Annotated in this window: 13 protein-coding genes; 5 read left to right on the forward strand and 8 right to left on the reverse strand. The window is 41.1% G+C overall.

Annotated elements, in window-relative coordinates:
* Window positions 1-89: 89 nt before the first annotated feature.
* Window positions 90-656, forward strand: coding sequence for an NADPH-dependent FMN reductase (locus tag D172_RS16675; protein ID WP_007376384.1), 567 nt, complete (start codon window positions 90-92; stop codon window positions 654-656).
* Between the two features lie 17 nt (window positions 657-673).
* Here D172_RS16675 and D172_RS16680 read toward each other — a convergent pair whose 3' ends face one another.
* Window positions 674-1,114 carry a TerB family tellurite resistance protein gene (locus D172_RS16680; protein WP_007376383.1) on the reverse strand — a complete coding sequence of 147 codons (441 nt, stop codon included), beginning with the start codon at window positions 1,112-1,114 and terminating at the stop codon, window positions 674-676.
* Window positions 1,115-1,213: 99 nt separating this feature from the next.
* On the opposite strand from D172_RS16680, the gene D172_RS16685 reads away from it, so the two are divergent.
* Window positions 1,214-1,594 carry a hypothetical protein gene (locus tag D172_RS16685; protein ID WP_007376382.1) on the forward strand — a complete coding sequence of 127 codons (381 nt, stop codon included), beginning with the start codon at window positions 1,214-1,216 and terminating at the stop codon, window positions 1,592-1,594.
* A 2-nt stretch (window positions 1,595-1,596) separates the two neighbouring features.
* On the opposite strand, the gene D172_RS16690 is transcribed toward D172_RS16685, so the two are convergent.
* Together D172_RS16690 and D172_RS16695 are read right to left on the reverse strand one after the other, a co-directional pair.
* Window positions 1,597-2,190 carry a hypothetical protein gene (locus D172_RS16690; protein ID WP_007376381.1) on the reverse strand — a complete coding sequence of 198 codons (594 nt, stop codon included), beginning with the start codon at window positions 2,188-2,190 and terminating at the stop codon, window positions 1,597-1,599.
* 43 nt (window positions 2,191-2,233) lie between these two features.
* The gene (locus tag D172_RS16695; protein ID WP_007376380.1) at window positions 2,234-3,220 is read right to left on the reverse strand and encodes a hypothetical protein; all 987 of its coding nucleotides are present in this window, start codon (window positions 3,218-3,220) and stop codon (window positions 2,234-2,236) included.
* Between the two features lie 418 nt (window positions 3,221-3,638).
* Here D172_RS16695 and D172_RS16700 point away from each other — a divergent pair, with 418 nt between their 5' ends.
* On the forward strand, window positions 3,639-5,138 hold the full coding sequence (locus D172_RS16700) for a DUF3360 family protein (protein ID WP_007376379.1): 1,500 nt from the start codon (window positions 3,639-3,641) through the stop codon (window positions 5,136-5,138).
* A gap of 93 nt (window positions 5,139-5,231) precedes the next feature.
* Here the strand turns inward: D172_RS16700 and leuD are convergent, their stop codons facing one another.
* The 5 genes from leuD to fabR all read right to left on the reverse strand — a co-directional run bounded on the left by leuD (window position 5,232) and on the right by fabR (window position 10,947).
* Window positions 5,232-5,831, reverse strand: coding sequence for a 3-isopropylmalate dehydratase small subunit (gene leuD, locus D172_RS16705; RefSeq protein ID WP_007376378.1), 600 nt, complete (start codon window positions 5,829-5,831; stop codon window positions 5,232-5,234).
* Window positions 5,831-7,231: a 3-isopropylmalate dehydratase large subunit gene (gene leuC / locus D172_RS16710; RefSeq protein ID WP_007376377.1), complete on the reverse strand. Its 1,401-nt coding sequence runs from the start codon at window positions 7,229-7,231 to the stop codon at window positions 5,831-5,833. The genes leuD and leuC overlap by 1 nt, the downstream gene beginning before the upstream one ends.
* Before the next feature lie 60 nt (window positions 7,232-7,291).
* Window positions 7,292-8,368, reverse strand: a complete 1,077-nt coding sequence (gene leuB / locus D172_RS16715; protein WP_007376376.1) for a 3-isopropylmalate dehydrogenase — start codon at window positions 8,366-8,368, stop codon at window positions 7,292-7,294.
* A complete protein-coding gene (leuA, locus tag D172_RS16720) occupies window positions 8,365-9,918 on the reverse strand; it encodes a 2-isopropylmalate synthase (protein ID WP_002961090.1) in 1,554 nt (517 codons plus the stop codon). The genes leuB and leuA overlap by 4 nt, the downstream gene beginning before the upstream one ends.
* Before the next feature lie 405 nt (window positions 9,919-10,323).
* Entirely contained in the window at window positions 10,324-10,947 is a 624-nt protein-coding gene (gene fabR / locus D172_RS16725; RefSeq protein WP_002961087.1) for an HTH-type transcriptional repressor FabR, read from the reverse strand.
* Between the two features lie 126 nt (window positions 10,948-11,073).
* Here fabR and D172_RS16730 point away from each other — a divergent pair, with 126 nt between their 5' ends.
* On the forward strand, window positions 11,074-12,207 hold the full coding sequence (locus D172_RS16730; RefSeq protein ID WP_058230565.1) for an acyl-CoA desaturase: 1,134 nt from the start codon (window positions 11,074-11,076) through the stop codon (window positions 12,205-12,207).
* Window positions 12,208-12,220: 13 nt separating this feature from the next.
* Window positions 12,221-13,651, forward strand: a complete 1,431-nt coding sequence (gene sthA, locus D172_RS16735) for a Si-specific NAD(P)(+) transhydrogenase (protein WP_007378904.1) — start codon at window positions 12,221-12,223, stop codon at window positions 13,649-13,651.
* Window positions 13,652-13,720 lie beyond the last annotated feature (69 nt).

The following is a 13,720-nucleotide window of genomic DNA, read 5'->3' on the forward strand; positions in this document are numbered from 1 at the left end:
GCACATAAGTGTTGCGTTTATTGGGGTTTTCTACAAGCAAAATTTTGCTACATTAGCCATGAAACTTAAAACATTAAAAGGCCACTACCATGTCAGCACCAAAAATTATCGCTCTAGCAGGAAGCCTTCGCCAAGAAAGCTTTAATCAAAAAATTATTAATGAAGCAGCACGTTTTGCTCTACAAACAGGTGCTGAAGTAGAAGTAATAAAGCTAAACGAATTAAACATCCCACTATTTAACGAAGACATAGAAGCGCAAGGCACACCAAGCGATGTACAGCTTTTAAAAGACAAGCTACGTACAGCCGACGGTATTTTACTAGCAAGCCCAGAGTACAACGGCTCTATTACCGCAGCACTAAAAAACGCCATTGATTGGGCATCGCGCACAGAACAAGGTGCTGTTCCTGCTTTTCGTAATAAAGTGGTCGCTTTGTTTGCAGCATCGCCAGGTGGGCTTGGTGGATTACGAGGTTTAAATCATGTGCGTGATATATTAAGCGGCATTGGTTCATTAGTGCTTGCCGATCAGCTTGCTGTACCCGCTGTACACTCTTTGTTTGATGAAAATGGGCAAATAAATGAACCTGTAACAGCTGAAAAAGTATCAGCCCTTGCTCATCAATTAGTAAGCGTTGCAAGTAAGTTAAAATAACTTGCACGCCCGCTTACTTACTTTGTCGCCGCTATTTTTGCGGCGATAAAATCGGTATGCGTTACATATAAAAGCCCTGCGACTTTACGTATTACGTAGTCTTCTTGGGGATCTATTTCCCCATCGGCATACGCTAAGCGCCATAATAGTTCTATTATTTCTATTCGCTGTACCGCGCTGCAATGCTCATTAATCTGTTTTGAAAACTGAAAGTAATCTATCGCACCATCCAAACTACTCGCCGCATTAGTAGTGAGCTCATCAACTTCGATATCTGTTAAATTAAAGTACTTTTTTAAGGTTACAGTCAGGGTTTGTTGTTCATCATGTTCAAGCTTGGTGTCGGCACGCATTACTTCAATAAGCAATGCAGCCACAGCTGTTTTTAAATCGTGTGGCTCTATACTTGGCTCTTGATCATCGAATACTGCAAAAAGCTGTTTTATTTGTTTGAACATCACGTTATCCCTTTTTGGGTGTTAGACTGAATATAAAGAAATCGAACTTGTATAAGTAATTAATGGGTATAAAGTTCGCAAATTAAAGGATACATTTTTATGAAAGGATTAAACTCCCCACGCTTCACTATAGGTGCGATACTGGTGGCCCTTTCGAGCGCAAATACAGCCTTTGCTGAAAAAGCCGAAACAGAAAAACTCTACGACTTTGACAACAAAGTGCATTACTACCAAACAAAAATTGGCGAAGACAATTATAAAATAAAAATTAAGTCTGACGATTACAAACACTTTTTCAACCAAAGCGTATTTTTATTACGCCATGCTGAGCGCTTATGTCGTGGCAACACCTTTATGTTGAAAGTGCTTGAAGGCGTGCAAGAATATGAACGTTTTCCAACTAAGCCACGCGCCTATCAACCAGATTTAAGTGTTTTACTACAATGCGAAACTAAAGAAGATACAAGCAAGGGCAAGTAACCTTAGTCTTTATAACCCCAAGGTGCTGATGGTGGAGTAATCGGTTTAGTTAAATCAAAATCCACCTTAAACTCACGTCCTTGGCGAATTAATCGATAAGTAAATACTTCCGGGTAAATATACATTTGCCATATATTACCTACAGACTGTGCAATCCCTTGTTTTACAAATAACTCTTTAGAGTACTGGTCTGCTGGAAACGACTGCATTTGTGCAAACCCTGCATCAAGCGTATGGCCACCATACATAGTTGATGCGTCGTCGCTGCCATCTTTATGACGATGATCGTGTTTTAAACTCAAGCCACTTCCCGTTTTTGTTATGATCCATGTACGTGATGCATCATCACCCACATGAAACGGTACTTGTAGCTCAGTGTCGGTACATTTACGAACATGCATAACCAGTTTTTTATTCTCAAATGAACTTGGCCCTTTTGCATTATCTACACTTACTTTACCCTCAAACGCTTTACCACAATGCGCGGCAATACTATTAAAAAAGGCATCGTGAGTAGGAATAGACACCAAAGGTGCAGGGCGTGCAAAGGCTGTTGATGTGGCAAGTATTAGAGTTGCTGCCGTTAATAATTTCATAAGTCACCATTATAATAATTTTTCAATACCATAGCGGCTTAAGTTAATTATGGGAAATAACTGCGATAAGTGACTTTTCAGCTCTGTTTTTCATCAACGTTAAAAGTGAATGATGGAAATCTTGAAATATCACCTCTCCCCATATTCGCGAATAAACACCAAAATTTGTATTGTCTTGCACGGTCGTTTTTAACGTTAAAATTGTATTGCCGCCTTTATCTTCAGTTAACTCATATCCACCGTAAAGAGGTGAAAAGTATTCGCCGCCAAGTTTTACGTGTTTATCGAGTGCGTCATCGGGAATAGCATCTGGGTCTATGTCAAATCTATAAAGCATCTGTTTATTTGGTTGCCAGTCGGTTATTACTTCTTTAAACACAACGCCTTTTTGCCAAATACTTGTGCGAACAGCGCCTATACCGCTTGCATTCATACTTGCCTTTAATGGCTTTGGTACACCAATTAATTGAGTGAGTGAAAAAGGCACTTCCTGTGGTTTTATATCACTCACATTAGCTAACTGTTGCCATACAGCATTGATGGGCGCGTTAATAGTTATTGAATTTGTTACTTCGTATGTTTTTGATAAATTTAAAAAATTAACTTCAATAGGTGAGAGCAATATAGGTAACAACGCGATTGATAATAAAGAACTATTCGCTTTTTTTATTTCACGCTTTCTAACAAAACCCGCAAGTAATCCACCAATGCTGGCAAAAAACATAAAAGCAGGCAAAGCCATAGCCACACAAATACTGCCTTCAAGTAAAGTAATTACACTTACAAATAAAAAAACAAAAATAGGCTGCCAAGCAATTGTCACCATTTGCCTTTTAGTTAATGTTTCTGTGCTTTTAAATTCAAAGTGAATACGAATATAACCAATTGCAACAGGCACTAAAAACATAAATGATATAGAGACTAAGCTACCTAAATTATAAGCATTGAATAGCTCTATAAACAGCCGCATAAATATGCCGTAAAGCGTACCAAGTAAAATACCAATTGATTTAGGGGAGTTGAGTTGCATCTCTATTCTTTATTGTTGTTATTAACAATCCGAAAATAACAGAAGTATTATTTCACCACAAATAAAACGAAATTAACGGCTGCCACCAATAAGCTTTTCAAACAAAGCGGCTTTAACAACCACTAAGACTAAAGGATAATAACCTGCCGTTAACACTATACTATTAGGTAAATAGTGCTCCGCCTCCTTAATGATACATTCAAGGTTATGATTTATAGCAACTTTTAATCACCTTCTGTAATTTCATAATTTTTAGTGTAAAGCAGTTTTTTAAATTGACTGTATTAAAAACAACCATGCACGACCTTTTGCCTATACATAGCAGCCTAACAGCTGATTTACCCTGCATGTTCAATATTCATTTGCTTTAACAAAAGCCGTATTTATTTGATTAAGCAACAATGTTGCAGGAGAACGCATGCAAACTACACCACCCGGTGATGCACCATCAAACACGCACAAGAATGCTCAAAGCTACGAGCAGCTTCACAAACCGAGTTCAGAGTTTAATACTCGCGACGAGTATCTCGAACATGAATTACAGATTATGCAGCCTAAACGCTGGCGTCCTAATTTACCGTTTAGAGATTACCGATTTGAATTTGAAGACACCATTCCTGCAATGGCGGGCACTATTGGTAAAGTCGTTATGGTGGGGGCTATTGCGGCAACATTTGCAGCGCCTCTTGGTTTAAGCGATGCGTTTGTTTTAGAAAACGTGCGCTACGAATTACTCATTGTTTCTATTTTTATCATCTTATTCTCAGGCTTTATTTTACCAACAGCTAACTTGGCTGGTACTCATGGCCCTCTTATACCGTTAATTCCTATTGTAGTTGCAGCTGGCGGCCACCCTATGGCGTTTGGCTTACTCATTGGTGCCTTTGGTTTTATTTTGGCCATAACCAAAGGAGGAAGTATGCTCGCGCGCCTAACCAGTAAAGGTGTATGTGGCGGGCTACTCATTTATTTAGGCTTTATTGGTACTATTTCGCAGGTTAAAAAGCTGTTTGCCTGGGCTGAAGCCATTGATATGGCGCATATTGCGTTTATTGTTATTTTAGCCACCATTTTATTGTATGCGCTATTAGAGCACTTTAAAAAGCGTTGGTTAGCCGTGCCGTTAAGTTGCCTTATTGGTGGCGTGGTTGCCTTTGCCTTAGGCGCACCGTTTGAGTTTCATACTGCACCAGGTTTACCAAATATGAACCCAGCTTACTGGTGGGGCGAAAACACGGGTTGGATGCTAGGTTTACCAACGCTTGAAAGCTTTGTTGTTGTACTCCCATTTGCAGTGCTCGCCGTTGCTATGTGGTCTCCTGATTTTTTAGGCCATCAAGTATTTCAAAAAATAAGCTATCCGCAACGCACTGAAAAAGTACAAATGAATATCGACGACACCATGCTAAGCGCATCGGTTAGACAAACATTTGGCTCACTTGCCGGTGGTGCTAACTTTGCGTCCTCTTGGGGAACCTACATTGTACCTGCTGCTATTGCTAAACGCCCTATTCCGGCTGGCGCCATTTTAACAGCCGTATTTTGTATTATTGCTGGTTTATGGGGTTACCCTATGGATTTAGCAATTTGGCAGCCTGTGCTCTGTGTAGCACTTATTGTGGGCGTGTTTATCCCGCTACTTGAGGCTGGCATGGAAATGACGCGCGAAGGTAAAACAACGCAATCAGCCACTATTGTGGTATTTGCCTCAACCTTAGTTAATCCGGCTTTTGGTTGGTCGCTTACTATGTTACTTGATAACTTAGGGCTTATTGGCTGTAAAGAGCGCAGCGCTGAGCTAACTAAAATGAGCCGCTGGGTGATTCCACTTATTATGTTTGTGTTACTTACCACTGTAATGGCAATTGTAGGCATGTTACCCGGTATACCTGCGTTAATGGCTGACTTTAGGCATTAACCTTTAGCTACCACATCTAATATTTACCCACAAAAAAGCACGGCAATTGCCGTGCTTTTTAATACGTGATTTTTAATACACACGGTTAAGAAATTACTGCCAAGAACGCTCAGTCGCTAGTTGTTTTTCAAACGCATCAATTTGTGGGTTTAGCGTTTCGGTTACACCAATAAAATCTAAGCCACTTAATAGGCGCTCTTTTACGTCTTTACGAATATCAAAACTAATTGGTGCAAACTTACTACTTGTTAGTGTTTGATTTTCAAGGTCGATTTCAATGTTAATATCGTCGTGCTTCTCGCTAAGTACAAACAATTGCTCAAGCGTGTCGGCAGGTAACGCTATGGCTAACATTTGGTTGTTACCACAGTTATTAAAGAAAATATCTGCAAAGCTTTCAGCTAAAATAACTTCAAAACCATATTGCTTAAGTGCCCATGGCGCGTGCTCGCGGGATGAGCCACAACCAAAGTTGTCGCGCGTTAATAATATTTGCGCACCTTGGTAGCATGGGCGATTTAAAATAAAGTCAGGGTTTGGCTCACCGTTATCTAGGTAACGCCAATCATAAAACAAGGCAGCATCAAAACCTTCGCGGCTAGTTGATGTTAAAAACTGCTTAGGAATAATTTGGTCAGTATCTACATTGTTTTTATCAAGTGGAGCCATTAAGCCACTAAAAAATACGCTCATTATGCTTCTCCTCTAATATCAACAAAGTGACCATGTATTGCAGCGGCTGCCGCCATTGCAGGACTAACTAAATGGGTACGCCCGCCACGACCTTGGCGACCTTCAAAATTACGATTAGAAGTAGATGCACAACGCTTACCTGCTTCTAGGCGGTCATCGTTCATCGCTAAACACATAGAACAACCTGGTTCGCGCCATTCAAAGCCTGCGGCTTTAAAAATATCGGCTAAGCCTTCGTCTTCAGCTTGTTTTTTAACTAAGCCAGAGCCCGGTACAATTAACGCCTCTATGCCAGCAACAACATGTTTGCCTTCAACAATTTTTGCCGCAGCGCGTAAGTCTTCAATGCGACTATTTGTACATGAGCCAATAAATACCGTGTCTACTTTTGCGCTTGATAATTTATCGCCCGCTTTTAAGTCCATGTATTTAAGTGCGCTGCGAATGGCATCAGCTTTAATTAAATCAGGTTCTTTATCTGGATCGGGTATGCACTCATCAACACCAATTACTTGCTCTGGGCTTGTGCCCCAAGTAATTTGTGGTTGAATGTCGTCAGCATTTAGCTCAACAACTAAATCAAAGTGTGCGCCTTCGTCTGTTTTTAAGGTTTCCCAATATTCAACGGCTGCATCAAAATCTGCGCCTTTAGGTGCAAACGGACGACCTTTTAAATAATCATAAGTAATTTGGTCAGATGCAATTAAACCCGCTTTTGCACCCATTTCTATGCTCATATTACATAGCGTCATACGGGCTTCCATTGAAAGCGCTTCAATGCCTGCACCACAAAATTCTGCTACATAGCCTGTGCCACCAGCAGTACCTAACTTGCCAATTACCGCCATAATTAAATCTTTAGCCGTAACTGTTGGACGCAATACACCGTTAATTTGAATTTTTAACGATTTCGCCTTTTTTTGCTGTAGCGTTTGCGTTGCTAATACGTGCTCAACCTCAGACGTACCAATACCATGCGCTAATGCGCCAAACGCACCATGCGTAGAAGTATGGCTATCGCCACATACAATGGTTGTGCCTGGCAAAGTAATACCTTGCTCTGGGCCCATTACGTGCACAATACCTTGGTTAATTGAGTTTAAATCGTAAAGTACAATACCAAACTCTTTACAGTTTTTATCAAGCGCCATTAATTGGTTTTTAGATACTTCGCTTGCGGCATCAAGTGATCGGCTCTTAGTCGATACGTTATGATCCATCGTTGCAAAGGTTTTTTCTGGGCAACGTACAGTACGGTTTTTTTCACGTAGACCTGCAAAAGCCTGCGGAGAAGTAACTTCATGCACTAAATGGCGGTCAATATAAAGTAAGTCGGTTTGCTCGTTTATGCTGGCAACGGTATGTGCTTGCCAAATTTTGTCGTATAACGTTTGGGCCACTTGCTAATTCCCTAATCTGTTTGAGTTGCAGCATAACGGTGCTGCAACTTTAATATGTTATTAAATGCGTGAAACGATAGCTGCTGCCACATCGCTTGTACTGTAACCGGCATTTGGATATATATCTGGCGTGCCTACACCTGCTTCTACAGCTTCTGCTACTGCTTTTTCAATGGTGCGCGCAGCTTCGTCTTGCCCTAGCGAGTAACGTAACATTAATGCGGCACTTAAAATTTGTGCTATTGGGTTTGCAACGCCTTTACCTGCAATATCTGGTGCTGAACCGCCTGCTGGCTCGTACAACCCAAAACCCGACTGATTCAAGCTTGCCGAAGGTAATAAGCCCATTGAGCCTGTGATCATGGCGCACTCATCTGACAAAATATCGCCAAATAAGTTATCGCAAAGCAATACATCAAATTGGCTAGGCTGCTTAACTAACTGCATAGCGGCGTTATCTACATAAATGTAATCTAGGCTTACTTCTGGGTAGTCTTTGCTTACTTCGGTGACTACTTCGCGCCATAATACACTTGATGCAAGTACGTTTGCTTTATCAACAGAGGTAACATGGTTACTACGTAATTTTGCAGCTTCAAAAGCAAAGCGTGCAATACGTTCAATTTCTTTTCGTGAGTATGTTTGCGTATCAAATGCAAACTCTTCTGCGCCTTCACCACTGCGGCCTTTTTCGCCAAAGTAAATGCCGCCAGTAAGCTCGCGCACACATAAAATATCAAACCCTTTTTCACTAATATCAGCGCGAAGTGGCGACGCTGCACTTAATGCAGGTAATAACTGTGCAGGGCGTAAATTACAAAACAAACCAAAGTGCTTACGAAGCGGCAATAATGATGCGCGCTCAGGCTGCTCGTTTGGTGGTAAGTTTTCCCATTTAGGACCGCCTACCGAACCAAATAAAATAGCATCAGCGTTTTCACACGCTGCTAGTGTGCTCTCTGGTAATGCTTTACCAAATTCATCAATTGCTGCGCCACCAATTGCATAATGCTCACGGTTCAGGGTAAAACCAAACTTATTGCTCACAGCATCAAGTACTTGTTCTGCTGCTGCCATCACTTCTGGACCAATACCGTCGCCAGCTAATACTGCAACGCTGTAGTTTGTTTTACTCATCCTGCTTTCCTTTGTTGTTTTAAATCAGACACTTTTTGTGCACGATAAATTAAGTTATAAACGCGGATCATGGCGCGTACCGACGCTTCAACCACATCCGCTGCAATGCCCGCTCCGTGATAAGGTCGGCCATCGTATTTAGCTATAATATTTACTTGGCCTAATGAGCTTGCACCTTGGCCTGTCGCTTCTAAGTTATATTCAATCATTTCAACGCTCATACCGGTTAAGCGCTCAATCGCTGCAAACGAGGCTTCTACTGGACCATTACCTGTCGCGGCTTCTTGTTTAGCTTCGCCATCAATGCGCATTCCAATGGTAGAGCTTGCTACCGATTGTGAGTTAGAGGCTGAGTTAACAAATTCTAATTGGTATTTTTCGTCTTTGTCGTTAATTTGATTAAAGTAAATCATCGCCTCAAGGTCGTAATCGTATACGGTGCCTTTTTGGTCAGCCAACTCAATAAAGCTTTTGTATAAGCCATCCATATCGTAATCAGATTTTTGATAGCCTAACTCTTCTAGGCGATGCTCAATAACATGACGACCCGAACGCGAAGTCATATTTAATTGGTTGCTTGGCACACCAACGCTTTCTGGCGACATAATCTCATAAGTATTTTGCGCTTTTAATACACCGTCTTGGTGAATGCCTGAGCTATGTGCAAAGGCGTTTTCGCCAACAATCGCTTTATTTGGTTGTACTGGCATATTACAAATTTTAGCCACTTGACGAGATGCGCGGTAAATTTCTTCACTTTTAATATCTGTGTATACTTTTAAGTGGTCTTTGCGCATTTTCATGATCATCGCCACTTCTTCAAGCGAGCAGTTACCAGCACGCTCACCAATGCCATTAATAGTACACTCAATTTGGCGTGCGCCGGCTTGCACTGCAGCCACCGAGTTTGCTACTGCTAAACCTAAATCGTTGTGGCAATGCACACTCAAACGCGCTTTATCAATATTTGGCACGTTATTCATTAAATGGCGGATCATCGCTGCGTATTCGTCTGGCGTTACAAAACCAACGGTATCTGGCAAGTTAATAGTTGAAGCTCCGGCGTTAATTGCCTGCTCAACAATTTTGCATAAATCCCAATGCGGCGTACGACCGGCATCTTCACACGAAAATTCAACATCATCAGTATAGTTACGCGCCAATTTAATTGATTTAACAGCCATTGCCGTTGCATCGTCTAGGCTCATACGTAATTTATGTTCTAGGTGCAAAGGGCTTGTAGCAATAAAAGTATGAATACGGCTTTGTTGTGCTGTGCGAAGTGCTTCGCCACAGGCCTCAATGTCTTTGGCAACAGAGCGTGCTAAACCACAAATAATCGGGCCTTTTACCTCGGTTGCAATACGTTGCACCGAGCGAAAATCAGCAGGGCTCGAAACCGGAAAACCCACTTCCATCACATCCACATTCAAGCGGCTAATTGTATGCGCTAATTGAATTTTATCATCTTCAGTAAGGCTTGCTTTAAGTGCCTGCTCACCATCACGTAAGGTGGTATCAAAAATCCATACTTTATCTTGCTCTTGCATAACTGCCCCTCATTCCTATGTTACCCAAATTTCAATTAATCCCAGCCGCGAGATAAAAAAAACCCCGCAATTGCGGGGTTTTTAGTGTTCAACTCGATGCAAACACACTAATCCCCGCTCACTTGCCATAGCAGTAAGAGGTTAAGTTTTAGTGTAATTAAACGAATAATATGCATCTTGTTTTCTTGTGTGTGTGTTCAGTGAAGCCTATTTTTAACATTACAAAGCGATGGAAGCAAGCATAAAAATTCCACAAAACAGATTTAAAAATGATTCAATTGGGTTTTTTAATTCAAACTAGATGCTTATTGAGAATTAAAATAACGAATACGCGACTAGTGACGCTTAAATTAATAAGCACTACAATATACCGTGCTTATATTAACTTTTTGCAATTTCTTTAAGCTATGCTTCTTTACTCGTTTCTCTTACGTAATGCCCGGCTCCACGAGTAATATAACGCAGCTGCCAAATAACGCGCTCAATTAATTCGTCGCGTTGCAATCCTTCTATATCGAGCGCTTCTGCACCCGCATTAAATACGAGCGTTACCATAGATTCCGCCTGAATATAGGCATGCATAGCGTTGCACTTAGTTTCACTTTCTAAATAATGAGCCAACTCTAAAATAAAATGTTTTACCTCGCGCGCTACTGCGGCTCTAAATGCTTTAGAAGTCCCTGATCGTTCTCGCAGCAACAACCTAAATTGGTTACTTGAGTTATCAATAAACTCCATAAAAGTAACCACTGAGGTATTTATAACACTGCCGCCATCGTTCGCTATTCGTCTACGAGCTTGGCGCATAAGTTGGCGAAGGGTTAAACCAGCTTCGTCTACCATGGTTAAACCTAGCTCATCCATGTCTTTAAAATGACGATAAAAAGACGTTGGGGCAATACCGGCTTCTCGTGCTACTTCGCGTAAACTTAAATTCGAAAAACTATGATCAGCACTCAGCTGATTAAATGCCGCTTGAATTAACGCCTGTCGTGTTTTTTGTTTCTGTTGCGCTCTAACACCCGACATCAACAGCTCCCTGAATTATTTTATATGAATATTTAGTGATATTAGCTCAATTGTACAGTCTAATACTTGACGACAAGAGTTTGAAATACTATTTTAGCTTACAGTTGTACGCTGAGATTGAGAATTATGAATAAACCACCGATTATTTGGACAAACGTCCTATTTTTTAGCCTAACCTTTTTGGCGGCTGCCACACTTGTACCTTGGTACGCCATTAGCTACGGATTTACCAGCGCGCATTGGATTGCTTTTGTAGGCTGCATGTTTTATGCAGGCTTATCAATTACTGCCGGCTACCATCGATTATGGGCACATAAAACCTATAACGCACACCCTGCAGTTGAATTTATTTTTGCGCTTGGCGGTGCTTTTGCGCTGCAAAACAGTGCATTGCATTGGAGTAGCGATCACCGTATACATCACGGTCAAGTTGACGACCCAATAAAAGACCCTTACGCGGCGACCAATGGTTTTTGGTATAGCCATATCGGGTGGATGTTACGTGACTACCAAGGCGATAGCTACGGTGATTATAGTAATTGTCGTGATTTACAGCGCAATAAAATAGTTATGTGGCAACATAAACATTACTTAAAGCTTGTGATTGCTATGAACGTAGGCTTGCCTGTTATACTTGGTTTATTGGTTGGTGATGTGTGGGGGATGTTAATTCTTGCAGGTTTACTACGCTTAGTACTGAGTCAACACTTTACCTTTTTTATAAACTCAGTTGCACATATTTGGGGCTCTCGCCCATACACCGAAAAAAATACGGCACGTGATAACGGCTTTTTAGCGTTATTTACATACGGTGAGGGGTACCATAACTTCCACCATATTTTTGCAAGCGACTACCGTAACGGTATTAAATGGTTTCATTACGATCCAACAAAATGGATGATTCGCTCTTTAGCAGCTGTTGGTTTAGCCAATAAGTTAAAGCGTACTCCTGTTGAACGTATAGAAAAAGCGAAGGCCGAAACGCTCATGAGCAAAACGCAAACGCGTCTTGCAAAATTGCCTTTAGCACAAGATAAGATTACATTATTACAACAAGAGTACGATTTACTGCTGAAAAAACTGCAAAATTATTGTTCACTACAAAAACAAGTGTTAGAAGTTAAAAAAAATAACATGGCAAAGCAGTGTGAACGCTCAGCATTAATGGCACAATACCATGAGTTGGAAGCCGCCTGGGAAAATCAAAAACAGGCTTGGCTAGCACTTAATGCGAGGTTATTAAAAGCCTCTTTTAATTAATTTAGGAGTGGCTGTGGCCAAACAACCAGAACAAAAAAAAGTACCCGTGACATACCAATATGATGCAATAATTATTGGCACGGGTCCTGGCGGTGAAGGTACCGCCATGAACCTTTCAAAAAACGATAAAAAAGTAGCGGTTATTGAACGCCAAGAATCAGTTGGTGGCGGTTGTGTACATTGGGGAACAATTCCTTCAAAAGCGCTTCGCCACTCTGTTAGCCGCTATATTGAATACAAAGCAAATCCGTTATTCAATGTTGGTGAGCGCCCTAGCCGCTTAACATTTCCTGATATTTTACGTCACGCAAGTTCTGTTATTTCTAAGCAATCTAATTTACGTAGTAGCTTTTACGATCGCAACCGCATTCATATGTTTCAAGGTGATGCGAGCTTTGTAGATAAGCACACAATTGAAGTAAAACGAAATGATGGTTCAACTGAGCGACTGACTGCTAAAACGATTGTTATAGCAACGGGTTCGCGCCCTTATCGCCCGCCAGAGGTGGATTTTACACATTCTCGTATTTACGAAAGTGACACAATACTTGGCCTTGAGCATGACCCTCATCGTGTACTGATTTACGGAGCTGGTGTAATTGGTTGTGAGTACGCGTCAATATTTAAAGGTTTAGGCGCTAAAGTTGATTTGGTTAATACACGCGACCGACTACTTGCTTTTATGGATGCAGAAATATCTGACGCACTTAGCTATCACTTTTGGAATAGCGGTATTGTTATTCGTCATAACGAAGAGTTTGACCGAATTGAGACGCGTGACGACTGCGTTATAATGCATTTAAAATCAGGTAAACGCGTAAAAGCTGACTGTATTTTATTTGCTAATGGTCGTACTGGTAACACTGATACACTAAATCTTGAAGCCATTGGCTTAAAAGCCGATAGCCGTGGCCAATTAAAAGTTAACGAAACATACCAAACAGAAATTGATAACGTTTACGCTGTAGGTGATGTAATTGGCTATCCTAGCCTTGCAAGTGCTGCGTTTGACCAAGGTCGTATAGCTGCTGATGCAATTGCATGTGGTAACTGCGATGACAGGCTGATTGTTGATATTCCGGCTGGTATTTATACCATTCCAGAAATGAGCTCAGTAGGTAAAACCGAGCAAGAGCTTACAGCCGCTAAAGTACCGTATGAAGTTGGCCGTGCTCAATTTAAGCATTTGGCTCGCGCGCAAATTGCTGGTACTGAAGTAGGTAGTTTAAAAATATTATTCCACACTGAAACCAAAGAAGTACTTGGCGTACATTGTTTTGGCGAACGCGCCTCTGAAATTGTTCACATTGGCCAAGCCATTATGGAACAAAAAAATGGTGGTAATAATATCGACTACTTTGTAAATACCACATTTAACTACCCAACCATGGCTGAAGCCTACCGTGTTGCGGCATTAAATGGTTTAAATCGCTTATTTAAATAAGTAGTTTTAAAAGCCTTTATAAATAGGTAACAAAAAACCCGCAACTTAGCGGGTTTTTACTTTTAAACA

Source organism: Pseudoalteromonas sp. Bsw20308, from assembly GCF_000310105.2.
In the GTDB taxonomy this organism is placed as follows: domain Bacteria; phylum Pseudomonadota; class Gammaproteobacteria; order Enterobacterales; family Alteromonadaceae; genus Pseudoalteromonas; species Pseudoalteromonas fuliginea.